The 20,337-nt window shown below is 64.8% G+C and carries 22 protein-coding genes and 1 tRNA gene; 17 read left to right on the top strand and 6 right to left on the bottom strand.

What is annotated here, in order from left to right; genetic code table 11:
* Positions 1–53: 53 nt before the first annotated feature.
* Genes murI through rdgB form a run of 3 tightly spaced genes read left to right on the top strand, consistent with a single transcriptional unit; the run spans position 54 to position 2,252 of the window.
* Positions 54–917, top strand: coding sequence for a glutamate racemase (murI, locus tag ACSU1G_RS13715; RefSeq protein ID WP_439280515.1), 864 nt, complete (start codon positions 54–56; stop codon positions 915–917).
* On the top strand, positions 914–1,651 hold the full coding sequence (gene rph, locus ACSU1G_RS13710) for a ribonuclease PH (RefSeq protein ID WP_439280514.1): 738 nt from the start codon (positions 914–916) through the stop codon (positions 1,649–1,651). Before murI ends, rph begins: the two co-directional genes overlap by 4 nt.
* Before the next feature lie 4 nt (positions 1,652–1,655).
* Positions 1,656–2,252: an RdgB/HAM1 family non-canonical purine NTP pyrophosphatase gene (gene rdgB, locus ACSU1G_RS13705; RefSeq protein ID WP_439280513.1), complete on the top strand. Its 597-nt coding sequence runs from the start codon at positions 1,656–1,658 to the stop codon at positions 2,250–2,252.
* Between the two features lie 24 nt (positions 2,253–2,276).
* Here rdgB and ACSU1G_RS13700 read toward each other — a convergent pair whose 3' ends face one another.
* Positions 2,277–3,050 (bottom strand): alpha/beta fold hydrolase, encoded by a 774-nt coding sequence (locus ACSU1G_RS13700; RefSeq protein WP_439280512.1) that lies wholly within the window; start codon positions 3,048–3,050, stop codon positions 2,277–2,279.
* A 144-nt stretch (positions 3,051–3,194) separates the two neighbouring features.
* On the opposite strand from ACSU1G_RS13700, the gene ACSU1G_RS13695 reads away from it, so the two are divergent.
* Positions 3,195–4,112 (top strand): cation diffusion facilitator family transporter, encoded by a 918-nt coding sequence (locus tag ACSU1G_RS13695; protein ID WP_439280511.1) that lies wholly within the window; start codon positions 3,195–3,197, stop codon positions 4,110–4,112.
* A 7-nt stretch (positions 4,113–4,119) separates the two neighbouring features.
* Here ACSU1G_RS13695 and ligD read toward each other — a convergent pair whose 3' ends face one another.
* Positions 4,120–6,081 (bottom strand): non-homologous end-joining DNA ligase, encoded by a 1,962-nt coding sequence (gene ligD, locus ACSU1G_RS13690; RefSeq protein ID WP_439280510.1) that lies wholly within the window; start codon positions 6,079–6,081, stop codon positions 4,120–4,122.
* A gap of 60 nt (positions 6,082–6,141) precedes the next feature.
* Here ligD and ACSU1G_RS13685 point away from each other — a divergent pair, with 60 nt between their 5' ends.
* A complete protein-coding gene (locus tag ACSU1G_RS13685) occupies positions 6,142–6,948 on the top strand; it encodes a Ku protein (RefSeq protein WP_439280509.1) in 807 nt (268 codons plus the stop codon).
* A 9-nt stretch (positions 6,949–6,957) separates the two neighbouring features.
* Here ACSU1G_RS13685 and ACSU1G_RS13680 read toward each other — a convergent pair whose 3' ends face one another.
* Positions 6,958–7,659 (bottom strand): DedA family protein, encoded by a 702-nt coding sequence (locus ACSU1G_RS13680; protein ID WP_439280508.1) that lies wholly within the window; start codon positions 7,657–7,659, stop codon positions 6,958–6,960.
* A 36-nt stretch (positions 7,660–7,695) separates the two neighbouring features.
* Positions 7,696–7,777 (bottom strand) — tRNA-Leu (locus ACSU1G_RS13675).
* 134 nt (positions 7,778–7,911) lie between these two features.
* On the opposite strand from ACSU1G_RS13675, the gene ACSU1G_RS13670 reads away from it, so the two are divergent.
* Genes ACSU1G_RS13670 through ACSU1G_RS13640 form a run of 7 tightly spaced genes read left to right on the top strand, consistent with a single transcriptional unit; the run spans position 7,912 to position 12,321 of the window.
* Complete coding sequence (locus tag ACSU1G_RS13670) at positions 7,912–9,054, top strand: CpaF family protein (protein ID WP_439280507.1); 1,143 nt, start codon at positions 7,912–7,914, stop codon at positions 9,052–9,054.
* The gene (locus ACSU1G_RS13665; protein ID WP_439280506.1) at positions 9,051–9,911 is read left to right on the top strand and encodes a type II secretion system F family protein; all 861 of its coding nucleotides are present in this window, start codon (positions 9,051–9,053) and stop codon (positions 9,909–9,911) included. Before ACSU1G_RS13670 ends, ACSU1G_RS13665 begins: the two co-directional genes overlap by 4 nt.
* A gap of 20 nt (positions 9,912–9,931) precedes the next feature.
* Entirely contained in the window at positions 9,932–10,846 is a 915-nt protein-coding gene (locus ACSU1G_RS13660) for a type II secretion system F family protein (protein ID WP_439280505.1), read from the top strand.
* Between the two features lie 31 nt (positions 10,847–10,877).
* A complete protein-coding gene (locus tag ACSU1G_RS13655; protein ID WP_439280504.1) occupies positions 10,878–11,075 on the top strand; it encodes a hypothetical protein in 198 nt (65 codons plus the stop codon).
* A 1-nt stretch (position 11,076) separates the two neighbouring features.
* On the top strand, positions 11,077–11,475 hold the full coding sequence (locus ACSU1G_RS13650) for a TadE/TadG family type IV pilus assembly protein (RefSeq protein WP_439280503.1): 399 nt from the start codon (positions 11,077–11,079) through the stop codon (positions 11,473–11,475).
* Positions 11,447–11,902, top strand: coding sequence for a TadE/TadG family type IV pilus assembly protein (locus ACSU1G_RS13645; protein ID WP_439280502.1), 456 nt, complete (start codon positions 11,447–11,449; stop codon positions 11,900–11,902). Before ACSU1G_RS13650 ends, ACSU1G_RS13645 begins: the two co-directional genes overlap by 29 nt.
* Complete coding sequence (locus ACSU1G_RS13640; protein WP_439280501.1) at positions 11,899–12,321, top strand: pilus assembly protein TadG-related protein; 423 nt, start codon at positions 11,899–11,901, stop codon at positions 12,319–12,321. The genes ACSU1G_RS13645 and ACSU1G_RS13640 overlap by 4 nt, the downstream gene beginning before the upstream one ends.
* A gap of 13 nt (positions 12,322–12,334) precedes the next feature.
* On the opposite strand, the gene ACSU1G_RS13635 is transcribed toward ACSU1G_RS13640, so the two are convergent.
* Entirely contained in the window at positions 12,335–13,558 is a 1,224-nt protein-coding gene (locus ACSU1G_RS13635; RefSeq protein ID WP_439280881.1) for an MFS transporter, read from the bottom strand.
* Positions 13,559–13,722: 164 nt separating this feature from the next.
* On the opposite strand from ACSU1G_RS13635, the gene prfB reads away from it, so the two are divergent.
* The 4 genes from prfB (at position 13,723) to smpB (ending at position 17,332) form a co-directional block, all read left to right on the top strand.
* Complete coding sequence (prfB, locus tag ACSU1G_RS13630) at positions 13,723–14,835, top strand: peptide chain release factor 2 (protein WP_439280500.1); 1,113 nt, start codon at positions 13,723–13,725, stop codon at positions 14,833–14,835.
* Positions 14,836–14,892: 57 nt separating this feature from the next.
* Positions 14,893–15,879, top strand: a complete 987-nt coding sequence (gene ftsE, locus ACSU1G_RS13625; protein ID WP_439280499.1) for a cell division ATP-binding protein FtsE — start codon at positions 14,893–14,895, stop codon at positions 15,877–15,879.
* Complete coding sequence (gene ftsX / locus ACSU1G_RS13620) at positions 15,876–16,793, top strand: permease-like cell division protein FtsX (protein ID WP_439280498.1); 918 nt, start codon at positions 15,876–15,878, stop codon at positions 16,791–16,793. Before ftsE ends, ftsX begins: the two co-directional genes overlap by 4 nt.
* A gap of 62 nt (positions 16,794–16,855) precedes the next feature.
* On the top strand, positions 16,856–17,332 hold the full coding sequence (gene smpB / locus ACSU1G_RS13615) for an SsrA-binding protein SmpB (RefSeq protein WP_439280497.1): 477 nt from the start codon (positions 16,856–16,858) through the stop codon (positions 17,330–17,332).
* A 2-nt stretch (positions 17,333–17,334) separates the two neighbouring features.
* On the opposite strand, the gene ACSU1G_RS13610 is transcribed toward smpB, so the two are convergent.
* Positions 17,335–19,188 carry a S9 family peptidase gene (locus ACSU1G_RS13610; RefSeq protein ID WP_439280496.1) on the bottom strand — a complete coding sequence of 618 codons (1,854 nt, stop codon included), beginning with the start codon at positions 19,186–19,188 and terminating at the stop codon, positions 17,335–17,337.
* Between the two features lie 201 nt (positions 19,189–19,389).
* Between ACSU1G_RS13610 and ACSU1G_RS13605 the strand changes: the two genes are divergently transcribed.
* A complete protein-coding gene (locus ACSU1G_RS13605) occupies positions 19,390–20,337 on the top strand; it encodes a methylenetetrahydrofolate reductase (protein ID WP_439280495.1) in 948 nt (315 codons plus the stop codon).

The following is a 20,337-nucleotide window of genomic DNA, read 5'->3' as shown; positions in this document are numbered from 1 at the left end:
AGTGAGCGTGGCGGCACGCCTGTGACTTCAGCGCGCGGGTAGGCTGGGGAGTCATGAACGACGCGCCGATCGGAATCTTCGACTCCGGTGTCGGCGGGCTTACTGTGGCCCGCGCGATCCGGGCTCAATTGCCTCGTGAATCATTCGTTTACATCGGCGACACCGCACATTCACCTTATGGGCCGAAGCCCATCGCTGATGTGCGACGCTACGCGCTCGAAGTGTTGGACACGCTGGTTGATCAGGGTGTGAAGATGCTCGTGATCGCGTGCAATACGGCATCTGCCGCGATGCTCCGCGACGCAAGAGAGCGCTACGACGTTCCCGTCGTCGAGGTCATCGGCCCCGCCGTGCGCCGCGCCGTCTCCACGACCCGGAACAACCGGATCGGTGTCATCGGCACGGTCGGCACGATCGGATCTCGCGCCTACCAGGACATGCTCGAGGTCGACGAGCGCCTGCAGGTGTTCACCGCAGCCTGCCCGCAGTTCGTTGAGTTCGTCGAGGCTGGCATCATTGGCACACCTGAGGTGCTGGCAGTCGCCGAGGAGTATCTGGCTCCGCTGCGTGACGCCGACGTCGACACCCTCGTGCTCGGATGCACGCATTACCCCTTCCTGCGTGGCGCGATCAGCTACGTGATGGGCGAGGGCGTCTCCCTCGTCTCCAGTGATGATGAGACCGCCGGCGATGTGTATCGGCAGCTCACTCGTCGCGATCTTCTCGCTTCACCGAATGCCGTGTCGAGCTATACCTACGAGGCGACCGGCGAATCCACTGAGGAATTCACCGCTCTCGCCAACCGTCTGATGGGCGCCGAAGTGCGCAACGTGCAGCACGTGCAGACCGGCGTCATCACACTTCCCGACCTCTCCGAGCTGGCCGAGGCCGGCATCCAACCAGAAGGAACTTCATGACTGACATCGTCCGCGTCGACGGCCGCTCCGTAGACCAGCTCCGCGAGATCACGATCGAGCGCGGGTGGAGCGCTCAGGCCGAGGGATCGGCACTGATCAGCTTCGGTGGCACGAAGGTGCTGTGCACGGCTTCGTTCACGAACGGCGTACCGCGCTGGCTGGCAGGCAAGGGTAAGGGCTGGGTGACTGCGGAGTACGCGATGCTGCCCCGCGCGACGAACAGCCGCAATGACCGTGAGAGCGTCAGGGGCAAGATCGGTGGTCGTACACACGAGATCTCGCGCCTGATCGGCCGGGCCCTTCGCGCGGTCGTTGACACCAAGGCGCTGGGCGAGAACACCATCGTCATCGACTGCGACGTGCTGCAGGCCGACGGTGGCACCCGCACTGCCGCAATCACCGGCGCCTACGTCGCACTGGCTGACGCCATCGAATGGGGTCGCGAGAAGAAGTTCATCGGCAAGAATGCCACGCCGCTGCTGGATTCTGTTGCCGCAGTCTCGGTCGGGATCATCGATGGTGAGCCCATGCTCGATTTGGCATACACCGAAGACGTGCGGGCCGAGACCGACATGAACATTGTCGTCACCGGCCGCGGACTGTTCGTCGAGGTGCAGGGAACTGCCGAGGGCGCACCATTCGACAAGCGCGAGCTCGACGCATTGCTCGAGCTCGGCGTCAACGGCTGCGCAGACCTGAAGGCACGGCAGCTCGCTGCCCTCGCAGGGGAGTGACGGCATGACCAGAGTCGTTCTCGCTACGCACAACCCGCACAAGATCGCCGAGTTTCAGCAGATCATCGCGATGACGAGACCCGACCTCGAGGTCATCGGCTACGACGGTCCTGAACCGGTCGAAGACGGTGTGACGTTCGCGGAGAACGCGCTGCTCAAGGCACGCGCCGCGGCGGAACTCACTGGGCTCACTGCGTTCGCTGACGACTCTGGTATCTGCGTGGATGTGCTGGGCGGATCGCCCGGCATCTTCTCCGCCTATTGGGCGGGGCAGAAGAAAGACGCGCGGTCGAACCTCGAGTTACTGCTTGACCAACTCACAGATATCGCTGATCCACACCGCACTGCGCAGTTCATCTCCACGATTGCGCTCGTGACCCCGGACGGCACGGAACACACGGTGGCAGGCGTCTGGCCGGGGCGTCTCGCGCACGAACCCTCCGGCGCGAACGGCTTCGGCTACGACCCGATCTTCATCCCCGACGGTCAGCCTGCTGGCGCCGAGCGCACCACGGCAGATTTCAGCAGTGAAGAGAAGCAATCGCAGTCACACCGGGCGCGCGCTTTCGAAGCGTTCGTTCCGCTGCTGAAGACTCTCTGACGCGCACCCGTTGCAAGAAGACCGTCAGACGCGCTCTCGTACCGCTCGGGCAGTCGCGCTCGGGTCAGGGCGGTGCATGACTGATTCAGGGACGATCACGAGTTCTGCGCCCGGCATCTCCTGCGCTAGTCGATCTGCTGCTGTGATGAGGATGGGGAAGGTCTGCTCTCCTCGCAGAATGGTGACGGGTTGCGACACCGACAACATTTCCGGCGTGGGCGTTGAGACCTGCGCGGTCAGCGCCGCGTCGTAGACCGTCGACTGCGCGAGCAACACCAATGCCGGGAACTGTTCGCTCTGCCGGATCGATTCCACCATCTCCGGTGGCAGCCCCACTCCCTCCAGCTGAAATGTGACTACTGCTTCGGCACTTTTGCCATCGTCGACGAGTTTCTGCAGGCGCTGGGCAAGATCCGAGGCGGGCTCGTCCGTTCCGAATCGGAACGGCGGCTCAGAGAGAAAGAGCGAGCCGATCGGAACCCCGCGGCCTGCGGCGAAAAGAGCGAGGACGGCGCCAGAAGAATGTCCGAGCACGAACGCGTCGCCGCCGACCGCGTCGATCACAGCGGCCAGATCATGTGCTTCATCCTCGGGCAACGACCCGCGCCTGTCGCCGCTTGAACCTCGCGCGCGCCTGTCAAACGTGACAGCTCGAAAGCCCACATCCACAAGGGCGCTCGCGAGCGCTCCGCCATCGGCAGCCACGGAGAAAGCGCCGCCGACAATAACGATGGTCGGTCCTTCGCCCACTTGATCAAAGCCGATCGTGATCCCGTCGGCGGAGGTTGCGGTATCCATGCCACTAAGAAACCACGATCCACTGACACCGGCAAGACCAATGCGGCACGAGCCCGGTCGTAGCGTGGTGAGACTGGTTCTCGTTACCTTTCCCGACTAGGGGAAACGGACTTCCGACAGTGTCGTCCGGGCTAGCCTGGTGGCATGCATGATCACGCACACGGGGGAGGGCTCCGCGGCTCCAGCAACCGTCGACTGCTGACGATCTCGCTGTGCCTGACTGCAACGGTGATGCTCGTGCAGGTTGTCGGCGCGATCCTCACCGGATCGCTCGCGCTGCTGGCGGATGCTGCCCACATGTTCACGGATGCGTCGGCATTGGTGATCGCGCTGATCGCCAGCGCCGTGGCAGCGCGCCCCGCAGATGATCGACGAACGTTCGGCTATCAGCGCGCGGAGGTCTTCGGCGCGCTGATCAATGCCATCATTCTCATCGTGCTGTCGGTGTCGATCGGGATCGAGGGCGTCAGACGCCTGCTGGAGCCTGCCGAGACGGAAATCGCCGGACCGCTCATGCTCGTTGTCGCCGTCATCGGTCTGATCGCAAACGCGATTGCGATGTGGCTGCTGAGCTCGGCGCAGAAGACCAACATCAATGTGCGTGGCGCCTACCTTGAGGTTCTGGGCGACCTGATCGGCTCTGCCGCAGTGATCGTCGCCGCCATCATTATCGTCACGACCGGATGGATGCCGGCGGATGCCATCGCCTCGTTGTTGATCGCGGTGATGATCATCCCGCGGGCGATCGTGTTGCTGCGCGAAGTGTTCTCGGTACTCGCCGAGTCCGCACCGAAGGACACGCACGTCAGCGAGATCCGCGATCACCTGCTCGCCTTCGACGGCGTCACCAGCGTGCATGATGTGCACGTGTGGCAGCTGACCAGGGGCGCACCCGTCTTCACCGCACACGTCGAGGTTGAACCCGACTTCCTGGAGTCAGGGCGCTCCGTTGAACTGCTGGAGCACCTGCAGGGCTGCCTCACGGAGCACTTCGATGTCGCGCACTCCACATTCCAGATCGAATCCGCCGGTGCGGCAGATTGCGAAGACGCTCACGCCTGAGCATCCATCATTCGATGGTGATCTCGCTCGCCGACTTGTCGGGTCTGAGCCCGCGCCAACTCGCATGTCGTAGCGAGCCATCCGGTGTCCAGTTCGCGAACTCCACCTCGCCGATGAGCAACGGCTGCACCCACAGGGCATCGCGCGCGTCGGCATCAGGGACGCCCTGAAGCGGATTCGTATCCGTGCGCAACGGTTCCAGGCGTGCGGTGAGATCACGGAGCGTGCGGTCATCGAAGCCCGTGCCCACGCGCCCGACATAACGCAGCTGGCCGGTCGCTGGGTCAGCCGACGCATCCGGAACCCCCAAAAACAGGGAGCCGATACTGCCCGCGCGATTTCCTTTGCCAGGGCGGATACCGGCGATCACGACCTCCTGCGTGCGGGTGTGTTTGATCTTCAGCCACGAGCCGGAGCGCACCCCTGGCCGATATTGCGAGCCAGATTCCTTGACAACGATGCCTTCCAGCCCGTGCTCGCGACTCATCGTCAGCGCGGCATCCAGATCATCGAATACCGGCGGTGCAGCGACGGGCTCATCGGCACTCTCCACGAGCGTCTCCAGCAGCGCGCGCCGCTCGCGCAGCGGAAGTCTGGTCAGATCGTGTCCGTCGAGGTGAAGCAGATCGAACAGATAGTAGGCAACCGGCGTGCGGACGACCTCGCGTTCGATCTCGCGTCCGCGGGTGAGGTGCATTCGGTGCTGCAGCAGGCTGAAGCTGGGCCGCCCCGACGCATCCAGCGCGACAATCTCGCCGTCGACGATTGCCTCCGCTGCGGCGAAGTGCGGTGCGCCATCGGCGGTGAGTTCTGGGTAGCGCGCAGTGATGTCTATTCCGCTGCGGGCATGCAGCTGCATCCGTCCGTCACGCCACGTACCGATCGCGCGGATGCCGTCCCATTTGATCTCGCTCCACGGCTCGCGCAGCGCCCGCGCAAGGCCAGGCGTGCCCGGCTCCGCGAGCATGGCGGTGACCCGTCCGGATGCCGCCGTCGCGCGCGCCGCTGGTGCTGCAGTGACAACCGGTCTCGCTTTCGCCGCTGAAGCACGTCGAAAGGAGCGGCCCTGCACCGACGCCGACGCCGACACCGACACCGAGAACGGGTCGACGCCCGCCTCGACGCGCGACGCAACCTCCTCGAACGTCAACTGGCGAAGCTGCGGGTCGTCAAGCTCATCCCAGGTTCGCGGTGCGGCCGCGGTCGGATGCGCACGCCCGCGCAGCGAGTACGGCGAGATCGTCGTCTTCGAACCGCTGTTCTGGCTCCAGTCGAGAAAGACCTTTCCACCGCGTGCGGCTTTTGCCATGGTGCTCGTCGCGATGTCCGCATGATCGGCTTCGATCGCCCTGGCGAGTTCCTTCGCGAGTGCCGAGGCCTGGTCGCTGGTGTACGTGCCGTCCAGTTGCGCATACAGGTGCAGGCCCTTGCTGCCGCTCGTCACGGGCACAGGAGCCAGACCGATGTCACTGAGGATCACTCTGGCGAGACCCGCGATGTGGGCACAGAGGGCCAGATCAGCGCCCGGCCCAGGGTCAAGATCCAGCACGAGCCGGTCCGGGTTGCTCTGAGATCCATCAGCCGCGAAGCGCCACTGCGGCACGTGCAGCTCAATGCTCGCCACCTGCGCGAGCCACACCAGCGTCGGCAGATCATGCACCAGGGGATAATCCTTCGCACCGCCGGAGTGTTCGATCGGCAGGCGTCGCACCCACTCCGGGGTACCGGGCTCCACCTGTTTCGTGAAGAACGGCTCTGCCGGAGCATCCGCTGTGCCGACCCCATGCACCCAGCGCTTGCGTGTGACCGGTCGGTCGGCAAGCAGCGGCAGCATCCGCGGTGCCACCCGTGTGTAATAGGCGATCACCTCGCCCTTGGTCGTGCCGGTAGCCGGAAACATCACCTTGTCGAGGTTCGTCAGGCGTAGGCGCCTGCCGTCGACTTCGACTACCTGCGCGTCGCCTGGCATGTCGAAAGAGTAACCGCAAGAGGTGGCATTCGGGGGAGTAGACGGTGTCTACTGGTGTCTATGAGGACGATCTGGAAAGGCGCCTTGACCTTCGGGCTGGTGAACGTGCCGGTGAAGGTGTACTCCGCCACCGAAGACCATGACGTGTCGCTGCATCAGGTGCACGATGAGGATGGCGGTCGCATCCGTTACAAGCGAACCTGCGAGGTCTGCGGCGAGGTGGTGGCGTACTCGAACATCGACCGTGCCTACGAGGACGACGGTCAGATGGTCGTGCTCACCAAAGAAGATCTCGATGCGCTCCCCGCCGAGCGCAGCCGTGAGATCGATGTTGTCGAGTTCGTGCCGAGTGATCAGGTTGATCTGCTGACCCTCGACAAGGCGTACTACCTGGAGCCGGACTCGACGTCCCCGAAAGCGTATGTGCTGCTGCGCAAGACCCTGCAGCAGACCGACCGCACCGCGATTGTGCGTTTCACACTGCGGCAGAAGACGCGGCTTGCCGCACTTCGTGTGCGTGGCGATGTGCTCGTGCTGCAGACGCTTTTGTGGGCGGATGAGGTGCGCGAAGCAGCGTTCGAGTCGCTCGGGGAAGAGGTCAAGATCTCCGAGAAGGAGATGGAACTGTCGGCGAGCCTGGTCGAGAGTTACTCCAGCGACTTCGATCCCGAATCGTTCGTTGACGAATACCAGAAAGAACTCAAGACGCTGATCGACGCGAAGATCGAGGCCGGCGAGAGTTTCGATGTCACCGAGACCTTCAAGGACGATCAGGTCGAGGGCAAGGGCGGCGAGGTCATTGATCTGATGGAGGCGCTGCGCGCCAGTGTGGAGCGCTCCAGGGGGAAGAAGCGCGATGCCGGGTGACCGGCAGGCTCAGTCTTGGGCCTCGACAGCGTCCGCATCGCCGGTACCAGCGGCGGCAATCGTTTTCGCGACTTTGCGACGCTCTGCAAGATAGTGCCAGACCGTGATGATCACGGTGCCTAGGACGACCGCCAGCAGAATCAGGTCGATGTACTCGGTAACGAGACGGGCGATCCAATCGATATAGGCGATGAGATAGCCGAGCATGGTGAGCCCGAAGCCCCACAGCACCGCGCCGATGAGGTTGTACAGCGAGTATCGCTTCCACGGCATGTGGCCGACGCCGGCCGCGACCGGAGTGAAGGTGCGCACGATCGGAACGAAGCGCGCCAGTACGACTGTCATGCCGCCGAAGCGCTCGAAGTAGGCGTTGGTGCGTTCGACGTTCGTTCGCGAGAAGATACCGGAGTCTTTGCGTTCAAAGATCGCCGGTCCCGCTTTATGGCCGATCAGATACCCCACCTCGCCACCGACGAAAGCGGCGAATGCGATGCAGAGCCCGACGATCCAGATGTTCACATGGAAGACGTCGTTGGTGTGAGTGAGCAGCCCCGCGATCACCAGGAGGGTGTCACCAGGCAACAGGAATCCCACCAGCAGGCCGGTCTCCGCGAACACGATCAGGCAAACGACGAGCAACGCCCAGCCGCCCGCCGAGTCGATAATGCTCTCGGGGCTCAGCCAATCCGGAAGGAAGGCGATCTGATGCATGATGTCCCGTCATAGGGGGATGGAATTCTGTTGTCGTGCGGAAGGTGGGACTTGAACCCACACGCCCTAAGGCACAGGAACCTAAATCCTGCGTGTATACCAATTTCACCACTCCCGCGTGGTGATTCCAGTCTAGGGGGACGGCGGAAGTGCTGTCAGCGGGCAGCCCGGTCAAATGGTTCGGGATAACCCGAAACATCGCCCTGTGGATAACTTCCGAGGCTGATCGCGAATTCTTGCGAGGATGCCGGAGTGAGTCAGCCTTCCCTCCTCGTCGCCGAACGTGTGCGCAGGCGCCTGCGCGCGGAGCGCACGGATCCCTCGCTCGCACCGGAGGAAGCCAGGCGCATCGCGCAGTCGGAAGTCCGGCGGCACAACGACCTCGCATTGTCGCGTGGGGACGCGACGATCGATGACGAATCCGCCTGCGTGCAGGACGTGCTGGCCTCGGTCAGCGGATTCGGAGCCCTGCAGCCTCTCCTCGACGATGACAGCATCGAGGAGATCTGGCTGAATGGTGCCGACCGCGTTTTCATCGCGCGTGGTGGGGTCTCGGAGAGGGTCCGGCTGCGTCTCACCGATGCGATGGTGCGCGATCTCGTCGAACGGATGCTGCAATCCACCGGTCGTCGCGTCGATATCAGCCAGCCTTTTGTTGATGCTTCGTTGCCGGACGGGTCACGCTTGCACGTTGCGATTGCGGATGTTGTTCGAGGTTCGTGGGCTGTTAACATTCGCAAGTTCCTCCCGCATTACCGCACTCTGGATGCTCTGGTTGAGCTCGGATCGATCCCGGAGGACATCGCAGCGATGCTCCGCCGGGCGATGAACGATGGGGCCAGCGTCATCGTCACTGGGGCGACGCACGCGGGAAAGACCACGCTGTTGGGGGCTTTGCTGTCTTCGTGCGCCGACACGCAGCGGATCATCACCGTGGAGGAGACGTTCGAACTCGCCGTCGACGGGCCAGACCTGGTTTCACTCCAGGGCCGGCAGGCGAGTCTGGAGGGCACCGGTGAGATCACGCTGCGCCGGCTCGTAAAAGAGGCGCTGCGCATGCGTCCTGACCGGCTCGTGGTGGGCGAAGTACGCGACGCCGAGGCACTGGATCTCGTTCTGGCATTGAATACCGGAGTTCCCGGTGCGGGAACCATCCACGCGAACTCGGCGGTCGAAGCCCTCGATAAGCTCACGATCCTGCCGTTGCTCGCAGGGCGCAACATCGATCGCTCGTTCATCGCTCCGGCGCTCGCCGCATCCGTCTCACTCATCGTGCACTGCGCGCGTGATGGCGCAGGCGCGCGTTTCGTGGCAGAGGTGATCGCGCCGACGGGCGAGGTCGTCGAGGGGCGCATCATCACTCGCTCGCTGTACCGTGCGGAGCCGCGTTCATGACGCTGCTCGTCGGTGCGATGCTCGCCGCGGGGATGCTGCTGTGCGTGTCGCCGTGGCTGTGGCCGCGCCGTGAGCGCGAGACACGTGCGACGGCGCAGTCCGGGTGGCTTGCCCGCCTCATCGACGAGGCCGGGTTCGCCTCGGTCGAGCAACGCACGGTGCTCGTCGTGATCGTCGCCCTGGCACTTCTCGCCGCCTCGGTAGTGTGGCTGATCACGGGCATCCCGGTGTTGGCGGTGCTTGGTGCTGCCGCCGCGGCGAGCGCACCCATCGCCTTCCTGCGCTCGCGCAAGCTACGCCTGCTGAAGGCCCGCAGACAGTTATGGCCCGATGTCTGCGACTTGCTCATCGCGTCGATCAGAGTGGGGCTCTCGCTGCCGGATGCCGTGGCGAGCCTGGCGGATTCCGCTCCGTCGATGGTGCGGCCCGCATTCGCTGTCTTCGCGAGAGACCTGCGCGGCACCGGACGATTCGAAAGCAGTATCGACCGGCTCAAGACCACGCTCGCCGATCCCATCGCCGACCGCATCATCGAGTCGCTGAAGATGGCTCGACAGGTAGGCGGCACGGAGCTCACCGGCGTACTGCGGGCCCTGTCCTCGTCCGTGCGCGCGGATGCCACCCTCCGCGGCGAAGTCGAGGCGAGACAATCGTGGATTCGCGGCGCAGCCGTGTTGGGTGTCGTTGCACCCTGGGTGATCCTCGTGCTGCTCGCGATACGTCCAGAGGGTGCGGAGGCTTTTGCCAGCCCTGAGGGAGTTCTCGTGATCTGCGGTGGTGCTGCGGTGTCGGTGATCGCGTTCCGCATCATGGTGCGCATCGGCCGCCTGCCCGAGCCCCGGCGGTGGTTTGCGTGAGCGGGGTCACGGATGCGGCGATGGCGGTTCTGCTGGGTGGCTTGATGGCCGCCGGCATCCTCTGCATCCTTGCGGCGGCACCGCGATGGCGCGCGGCGTCACTGAGTACACGAATTGCCCCCTACGTGCGCGACGCCGTCGACGACGCGGTGCTTCCGCTCGGAGCGCTGCCCAGGGTGGGCATCCTTCCCGCGCACGCAGCCGGTGGTGCAGCGAGGGTGAAGGCACTGCTGTTGCGGGGGTTCGGGGACAGCGAAGCATTGGCGCAGCGCCTCGGCCAAGCAGGCAGCAGCGAGGGCCCCGCGGCATTTCGCGGGCGGCAGCTGGGCTGGGCGCTGGCAGGATTCGGTGGCGGGAGCGTGCTGATCATTATCCTCGCGTTGACCGGGCGGATGACGCCACCGGCCGCCGCATTACCGGTGCTGCTCGGTGCCGGCTCGGCGATGGGGCTCGACATACTGCTCTCGACGCGAGTGAAGGCTCGGCTCAGCCGGCTCAACGATGAGCTGCCGACCACGCTGGAGTTTCTGGCGCTGTGCCTGTCCGCCGGTGAGGGTTTTTTGGATGCGCTGCGCAGAGTTGCGTCGATCGGTTCTGGGGAGCTCACCGCGGAGCTGCGCCAAGTCGTTCTGGCTGTGGGAACCGGATCGTCGTTGGCCGACGCGCTCGCTGAGATGGCGGCGCGCTTGCGCCTGCCAGGAGTCTCGCGTGCGACCGATCAGGTCATCGCCGCTTTGGAACACGGTGCGCCGCTGGCCGGAGTGCTGCACGCACAGGCATCTGATGCACGTGAAGACGCGAAGCGGATGCTGATCGAGCAGGCGGGGCGGCGTGAAATTTTGATGATGGTGCCCTTGGTGTTCCTGATTTTGCCGCTGTCTGTGCTGTTTGCCGTTTTCCCAGGAATGTTCATTCTGCGTCTCGGCATCGGCTGAGGCGCGCGACCTACTGATGAAAGGACCGATGATGAATCGAATTCGAAACTGGTGGACGGCGGTAACGGCCGAGGCACGAGCGCTCGGCGAAGATGAGACCGGCGACGTTCCTGGATGGGTGCTTGTCACGCTCATGACGGCTGGTCTTGTCGTCGTGATTTGGGCTGTTGCGGGGCCGGCGCTCATCGGATTGTTCGAGCAGGCGATCTCGAACGTGTCCGGAATCTGAGATGCACTGGCGAGCAGAGGCGGCAGATGATCGCGGGTCCAGTCCCGTCGATTTCGTGCTCGTCGGCTCGCTGCTCACAGTGTTGACGCTCGCCGTACTGCAACTGGGGCTCGCGGTCTACGTGCGCAACGTCGTGCATGATGCAGCCGTCGAGGGTGCGCACTATGCGGCGCTCGCTGACACCTCTCTCGAGGAGGGCGCCGAGCACACGCGGTTATCCATCACTCGTGCCGTGGGTGAATCCTTTGCCGCGGACATCAGTGTCGCCGAGAGCGACCGGCTGGGGCATCCCACAGCGGTCGTCACTGTCCGAACGACTCTTCCGCTTGTCGGGCTACTGGGCGTTCCCTTCGCGCTGGAGGTGGATGCCGATGCGCCGATGGAATCGCTGGGTCCGTGATGACGACGGCTCAGCCGCACTGGAGTTCCTCACCGCCGGCGTCATCTTTCTCGTGCCGCTGGCCTACCTGATCATCACGCTGGGGGTGATCCAGGAGAGCACGCTGGGCGCGGAGGCCGCGGCCCGTCACACCGCCCGTGTGATCGGTCAGTCACACGACCCCGAATCCGCGGCACGCAGCAGTGCGGCTGTGCTGGCCAATGTCATCGACGAGTACGGCTTGGATGTCGAGAACACCGGCGTCTCGATCTCCTGTATTCCGACAGGCGTGCCCTGTCCGTCTTCCGGAGTAACCGTGCTCGTCACCGTGGACACCTGGGTGTCGTTGCCGTTCGTCCCGCCGATCTTCGGACTCGACAGTGCGGCGCGCATCCCGCTGCAGGCAGAGGCAGCGCAAAAACTCTCGCGGCTGTGGAGCACAGGATGACGCGGCCCCGGCGCGCGAATGACGACGCTGGCAGCATCCTGCCGCTTCTGCTCGGCTATGTCGTGCTCGCGATCGCCGTGATCTCTGTGTGCGTCTGCGCCACCGACCTGCACATCACGCAGAAGCGTCTCGATTCCCTCGCGGATTCTGCCGCGCTCGCCGGAGCCGACGGGTTCACGCTCGTCATCGACGGCGACACGGTGCGTGCGGTGCTCACCGATGGCGGCGTGCGCGAGCAGGCAGAGAGCATCGTGGCGGCGATCTCGACGGAGGCGACTCTGGTGTCGGCATCCGCGCCTGACGGTGTGACAGCGCACGTCATCGTCGCCTCAGCCTGGCATCCGCCGCTGTTCTCGCCGTTCGTCCCCGACGGCATCCTGCTCGAATCGACCGCGACCAGCCGCACCGCACTTCAATGAGGAACGGAGAACGCTACTCGGGTCGTCGCGGACTGAACCGGGGAATCCAGCGGATGAATCCGGCTGCCCCGAGCAGTCCGACGACGCCCATCACGCCGCTCGCGGCCGACAGCGAGGCAACGGCCGTCACGCCAGCGACGATGAGCGGGGCGATTGCTCCACCCGCGTCTGTCAATGTCCGCCACGATCCGAGGAACGTGGCCGGTTCCTGCTGCGGTGCGATATCAGCACCGAGCGTCAGCAGGAGGCCGCTGGAGAGGCCATTTCCCACACCCAGCACGGCGGCGAGCATCCCGAACCACAGCACTGCAGCATCCCCTTCATGAGTGAAGGAGAGCGCGAGGAAGCCGGCACCCATCAAGACCATCGCGGGCATCGCGGCCCAGAGTCTGCCGAAACGGTCCATCACCTGCCCGCTCGCATAGAACAGTGCGAAATCGATCGCGCCGGAGACGCCGACGACGAGGGCGATCGTCTGTGTGTCGAGTCCGAGCGACAGGCCCCACAGCGGCAACACCACTTGGCGGGCGGAGCGCACCGCCGACAGCGATGCAGCGGCCAACCCGAGACGGCCGAGCACCCCACGGTGATGCCACATGGTGCGGAAGATCCCGGCCCGCGCCAATGTAGGGATAGAACCGGTCACGGCCTCTCCGGTGTCCTCCACGATGGTGGGGGACGATGCAGCGCGCACCGGGGCGATCAGCTTCTCCGGGTCGGGCCCGAAAGTCACGAGCACGACCATCACCAGCAGGCACGCGAGGAAGAACCAGATCGACGCGTCTTCGCCGTCGAAGATCTGCAGCAGCGCTGCGGTGACGAAGGGGCCGATGAAGATGCCAAGGCGGAAGCTGCCGCCGAGCAATGACAGTGCACGGGCGCGGAAGGGGATCGGCACGCGTGTCGTCATGAACGCATGCCGGGCGAGGCCGAACGCAGCGGCGCAGAATCCGAGCATGAACACGGAGGCCGCGAACACCCCGAGCGTCGGGGCGAGAAGCATCCCGAGTACGGCGACCATCGAAACCAGGCCGGCGATCACCATCGTGTAGCGCTCGCCGATGCGAGCAACAGCCCACCCCGCCGGCAGATTTCCGCACAGTTGACCGACGACGAGCGCCGAGGCGACAAGAGCGGCGAAGGCCACATCCGCGCCCATCTTCGCGGCGATGATCGGGATCAGCGGGAGCACAGCGCCCTCGCCGAGCGCGAACAGAATGGTGGGCAGGTACACCATCGGCCCGAACTGCTTCAGGACCGACGACGCGTTGCTCACGGTGCCACGCTACCCCGATCGCTGGTCAGCAACTCTCGCGCAGAATCGTCGTGTGCGGCGTTGCCGGATCGGCTCACAGGAATCTGCACATCTCAGGGTAACCACGCACGATAGGCTGAGGTGCCATGCTCGAACTCGATATCTCCGCCGAAATTCAGGCGCTCAAGAATACCTTCAGCGACATCAGCGAGGTCGTCGATGTCCAGCGGATCCGCGAGGATATCGTCCGACTCAGTGAAGAAGCGGGTGCACCCGATCTCTGGGAGGACACCGAGCACGCTCAGAAGGTCACCAGCGCACTCAGCCACCGGCAGTCCGAGCTCGCTCGCGTCACCGGTATCGGAAGCCGCATCGACGATCTCGAAGTCCTGGTGGAGCTTGCCAACGAGATGGAAGACGAAGATTCCGCGCAGGAGGCACAGCGCGAGCTCGAGGCACTGAGCGCGGTCATCAGCCAGCTCGAGGTGCAGACGCTCCTCGACGGTGAATACGACGAGCGCAACGCGATCATCACGATCCGCTCTGGCGCCGGCGGTGACGACGCCACAGACTTCGCCGAGATGCTCATGCGCATGTATCTGCGCTGGGCCGAGCACCACAAGTATCCCGCCAAGGTCATGGACACGTCCTACGCGGAGGGTGCCGGCATCAAATCCGCCACCTTCGAGATCACGGCTCCTTACGCCTTCGGCACGCTGTCGGTTGAGGCCGGCACACACCGACTCGCACGCATCAGCCCGTTCGGATCCGCAGACAAGCGCCAGACCAGCTTCGCGGCGGTCGAGGTGATCCCTCTTATGGAAGAGGCCACCGCGGTCGAGATCCCCGAGAACGACATCCGGGTGGATGTGTTCCGCTCCTCCGGCCCTGGTGGGCAGTCCGTCAACACGACCGACTCGGCTGTGCGCCTGACGCACCTTCCCACCGGCATCGTCGTGTCGATGCAGAACGAGAAGTCGCAGATCCAGAACCGTGCTGCTGCCATGCGCGTGCTGCAGACCCGACTTCTGCTGCTGCAGAAGGCACAGGAAGCAGCGAAGAAGAAGGAACTCGCCGGCAACATCACGGCGAGCTGGGGCGATCAGATGCGCTCGTACTTCCTCTACGGTCAGCAGCTCGTGAAAGATCTGCGCACCGGACACGAATCGGGTAACCCTGCAGCTGTGTTCGACGGCGATCTCGACGGGTTCATCTCGGCCGGTATCCGGTGGCGCAAGCGCAAGGATGACGACGACTGATCCGCACCGGGTGTCGCTCGCTGCCAGGCTGGAACGCGCGCTTAGGCTCATAACGCCATGATTCGGTTTGAGAACGTCACCAAGCGCTACCGCGGGACGAAGCGACCGGCCCTTTCCGGGGTCGACTTCGAAGTCCAGCGGGGCGAGTTCGTCTTCCTCGTCGGAGCGTCAGGGTCAGGGAAATCCTCCTGTCTCAGGCTCATCCTGCGCGAGGATGTCCCCACCTCCGGGCGCGTCGCCGTTCTGGGCCGCGACCTGCGTTCGCTCGCGAACCGCAAGGTGCCCTACTTTCGTCGTCACATCGGCTCGGTCTTCCAAGACTTCCGCCTGCTGTCGTCCAAGACGGTGTTCCAAAACGTTGCCTTCACTCTGCAGGTCACCGGCTCGTCGCGTGGATTCATCCACCAGGCGGTACCGGAGGCCCTCGCCCTGGTCGGACTCGACGGCAAAGAGAAGCGGATGCCGCATGAGCTCTCCGGCGGCGAGCAGCAGCGTGTCGCGATCGCGCGTGCGCTGGTCAACCGTCCGCAGGTTCTGCTCGCGGATGAGCCGACCGGAAACCTTGACCCCGCGACCTCGGTCGACATCATGCAGTTGCTTGCTCGGATCAACGCCGGCGGCACCACGGTCGTGATGGCCACGCACGAGGCGACGTTCGTCGACCAGATGCAGCGTCGCGTCATCGAACTCCGTGACGGCGAGATGATCCGCGATGAGGTGCAGGGTGGCTACGGTGATCGCTCGATGATCCCGCTGCTGGGCCCGCAGGTGCAGCGTGGCGCGGCGACGACTGCCGCACGCACCGCGATGCAGGAGGTGCAGCGCGAGACCGAGTCTCTGGAGCCGCTCACCGACGAGCTGATCGCGTCGATGAGGGCAGCCGGCGCCGCTGAGGCAGTCGAGGCTGCTGAGAGCCAGCCCCAGGTCGGCCCGCGAACGCATCCCATCCTGCTCCCGGAGGTCGATGTCGCTGAGCTGGGTGTCGCCGATCGGCTGGGCTTGTCGGATACCGACGATGACGAGGAAGTGGGGCCGACCTCGTGAGAGTTGGACTTATCCTCATGGAGGCCCTCGGGGGCCTGAGGCGCAACATCTCGATGGTGATCTCCGTCGTTCTCGTGACCTTCGTCTCGCTGACTTTCGTCGGCGCAGCGATCCTCATGCAGGGCCAGATCAGCACCATGCGCGGGTACTGGACGGAGCGTGCGCAGGTTTCGGTCTCGATGTGCTCGCCCGTCTCGAGTGATCAGACGACATGCCTGGATGGTGCCGCTTCCGAAGAGCAGGTCGACCAGGTACGCGCGGAGCTGGAAGGCGATGCGCTCGGGGCGCTCGTCAGCAATGTGCGCTTCGAGGACAAGGCCGAGGCGTACGCCAACCTCACCGAACTGCTCGGTGAAGAGCAGGCGAGTGTGCTGACCGAGGAGCAGATGTCGGAAAGCTTCTACATCACGCTCAAGGATCCCAGCCAGTCGCAGGTGATCGTCGAGGCGTTCGCAGGAGTGAACGGTGTGGAAGAGGTGCGCGATCAGCTGCAATACCTCGATCCGCTCTTCTCAGCACTCACGGTCGCGACCTATATCGCGGTGGGTATTGCGGTGCTCATGCTGATCGCCGCCATCCTGCTCATCGCGACCACGATCCGCCTTTCCGCCTACGCGCGCCGCAAGGAGATCGGGATCATGCGCCTCGTGGGCGCATCCAACAGATTCATCCAGACGCCGTTCGTGTTGGAGGGCGTGTTCGCTGCCTTCCTCGGCTCGGCTCTTGCCAGTGCCGCCGTGATCGCCGGAATGCATTTCGGTGTGAACGGCTATCTGAAGGGGCGCGTGCCGTTCATTACGACGTGGGTGTCGATGCAGGATGCCGTGCTCGTGGTGCCAGTGCTCATCGGCGTCGGCGTGCTCCTGGCCGCCCTTTCCGCTGGCTTCGCGATCCGTCGCTGGCTGCGCACCTGATATAGCTAGCCGCGCACCTGATATAGGCTGAGGGGCTGGCCGCCGAAGGAAGAGGAATCATCATGCCCAGGGAACGCGGGGAGAAGGTCATCGCGACCAATCGTCGCGCACGTCACGACTACAACATCGAAAAGTCGTACGAGGCGGGGATGGTGCTTACCGGCACCGAAGTGAAGTCACTTCGACAAGGTCGCGCGAACCTGTCCGACGGCTACGCTTTCATCAAGGGCCATGAGATTTTCCTCGACTCCGTGCACATCCCGGAGTACTCGCAGGGTCACTGGACGAACCACTCCGCCAAGCGCGTCCGCAAACTGCTGATGCACCGCGAGGAGATCCAGAAGCTGGATCACGCGGTCTCCGCGGGTGGCTACACGCTCGTCCCGATGAAGCTGTACTTTTTGGACGGCCGCGCGAAGATCGAGATCGCGCTGGCGAAGGGTAAGCGTGAGTTCGACAAGCGCCAGACCCTGCGCGAGCGCCAGGACACCCGCGAGGCCCAGCGCGCGATGCGCCTGCGCAACCGCGTGGGGGAGTAGCCCTACAGCTCCGGGGCGAACCCGAACACCCTGCCGAGGAACGTCAGTTCCCGCTCCAGGGCATCGATGATGGTCTCCGCGCGCCGGAAGCCGTGCCCTTCTCCTGGATACAGCACGTACTCGTGATCAACGCCGCGAGTGGCGAGCCCATCCCGGATCGCTTCCGATTGCGACGGCGGCACGACCCGATCATCCTCGCCCTGCAGCAGGAGTACCGGCACGTCGATCCGCTCGACGTGGGTGAGCGGGGAGCGGTCGATATACACCTGCTCCGCCTCGGGCAGTGGGCCCACCAGGCCGTCGAGGTAGTACTTCTCGAAGTCGTGGGTATCCTCTGCCAGCATCCGCAGGTCGGTGACGCCGTAGCGGCTGATGCCGGCGGCGAACACGCCTCCGCGCACGAGCGCTGACAGCACTGTCCAGCCGCCCGCCGAGCCGCCGCGGATCGCGATGCGCTCAGGGTCTGCCTTGCCGGCCGCGGCGAGCCCTCGCGCGGCTGCGAGCACATCGTCGACCTCGGCGATGCCCCACTGCCCATCGAGGCGCTCGCGGTAGGCCCGGCCGTATCCTGTGGAGCCGCCGTAGTTCACATCGAGAACGCCAATTCCGCGGCTCGTGTAGTACGCGATCGCCGCGGATGCTCCGCCGGACACATGCGCGGTGGGTCCGCCGTGCACGAACACGATGTACGGCGGCAGTTCCTCAGCGGGGGCGGTGGCATGGGGGTTCGCGGGTGCGTAATCGAAGGCGTGCACGGGGCCGTTCGGCCCGTCGAAGGTGACCCGCGTCGCCGGCGGCATCCATGCCTCATCGACCGCGGCACCTCCGCGCACGCGTTCGACTGCGCCGGAGTTGACGTCCACGCACCAGAGTCCGGCATTGACGCCTGCCCCTCCACCGGACAGCAGCACGCGGGTGCCTGAGACATCATCGACGCTCACATGCGCGCTGGCTGGCACCTCGAGGCGTTTGTTGGATCCATCGCGCTCGATCAGTCTGATCTCATCAGAGCCGTTGGTGCGCACGGCTACAATCCGCCCGTCAGACAGCGGCTGATACCAGCGATTGCCGAGCACCCACAGGCCGTAACCAGTGTCGGCGTCAGCCGGTGCGATCGGGTCTGGGCCGGAGGTGCGCTCCAGACCGTCGAGCGTGATGCTCTGCAGCTGCCAGCGTCCCGTCGGATCATCGGCATAAACGAGTTCGGTGTCACTGATCCATTCGGGTTGCAGTGCGGCGCGTGTGGGGGTGCTGGCAACCGTGTCGCCGCCGAGCTGGGCGACGTGCAGCAGTGCCAGCTGCCACGGCATGTGGCGATCGCTCCACTGGACCCACGCGATGCGCGTGCCGTCGGGGGAGAGAGCAGGATGCGCGACGAACCCGGAGGTCGCAATGGTCTCCTGAACGTCGTCGTCGTCGTCGCCGTCGGTCGGGATCTCCACGATCGCGCGGCGGTGCCGATCGCCGGTGAGGTCTTCGCGCACCGCGAAGAGTCGGCCGTGCTGCAACCGCAGCCCGCCGTGGTTCGGACCGGCTGGCGTCAGCGGCTCCGGTTCGGCGCCAGGGAGCATCCGATACACCCGCTGATCCTTCGCGTTCACGAAGAACAGCGTGCCTTCGGCATCCGCCGTCCACGCGCCGCCACCATACTCGTGCACTCGTGAGCGGGCGTTCCACGGTTCCGGTAAGAGCACGTTGCCGTTCGAACTGCGCACAGTGACGCGTCCGCCTTCGGCCGGGACGGACTCGCCCCACCAGATCTCATCGCCGACGAACTTCGCGCCGTCAATGCGGGGCGCAGATGAGGCGATATCCGCCGCGTGGAAGGGGGAAGTCCAGGTACCGTACGGCTGCATGCTTCGACCCTATGCGGTGGTGCTGTGACACACGGCGTCACACACTGTGCGCGAGGCGGCATCGGTGGCATAAGTTTCTGGAAACGGCCGGTTCATCCCGGACGTGGAGCGACAGCCGAGCCCGGCACCCGCCCGCGAACGAGCAAGTGTTTTTGAGATCGTTCGCGGCTGCCCTGCCCACTCTGTCACCCCAGGAGAATGATGTCTTCCGAGTCTTCGACGCTCGGGGCCCCACGTGTCCCGTTCTCCTTCGAGCTCTACCCGCCGCGTTCGGCGTCGAGCGATGAGGCGCTGCACGAGACTGTCCGCCAGCTTGCCGCAGCCGGCCCTGATTTTATCTCCGTCACTTACGGCGCAGGCGGCTCCACAGGTGGGCGCTCACTCGATGTGCTGCGCTTCATCCGTGAGAACACCGACGTCGAGCCGCTCGCGCACCTGACATGTGTCGGTAATACCTACGCGGGCGCCGCGGCCCTCATCCGAGAGTTCCTGGATGCCGGCATCCTCAGCTTCCTCGCCCTTCGCGGTGACCCGCCCATCGGTCAGACGGAGCCCTTCCTCGGCGATCTGGAGAGCTCAGCGCAACTTGTGCAATTGATCGGCCGCGCGCAGGCCGAGCGCGCCCCCTATGAGGAGACGCCGATTCCGGGCTTTCCCGGGGCCGCTCGCGTCACCCGCGGGCGCGATGTCAACATCGCCGTGGCCGCATTCCCCAAGGGGCACCCGCGCTCTGCTCACCGCACGCAGGATGTCGAGGCGTTGCTTGCCAAACAGGCGGCCGGAGCGACGTTCGCGATCACACAGCTGTTCTTCCACGCTGACGACTACCTCGCGTTCGTCGAGCGTGCGCGGGCCGCGGGTGTCACGATTCCGATTCTCCCCGGCATCATGCCGATCACCTCGCCCGCGCGTCTGAGGCGCGTGCTCGAACTCACCGGCGAGGACCTGCCCAGCGAGCTCTCGATCGCTCTCGAGGTCGAGCCGACGCCTGAGGGGCGTCGCGAGATCGGCACCGAGTGGGCAGCGCGCCTGACCCGCGAGGTCGTGGCCGGCGGAGCACCCGGAGTGCACCTGTACGCGTTCAACCAACACGAAACCGTTCTGACCGTTCTCGCAGAGGCAGGCGTCCTTCCTGCCCTGCATCACTAG

It is taken from the genome of Microbacterium sp. A93, from assembly GCF_051842835.1.
Note: the sequence above shows the minus strand (reverse complement) of the source record. Positions and strands in the feature narration are given on the sequence as shown.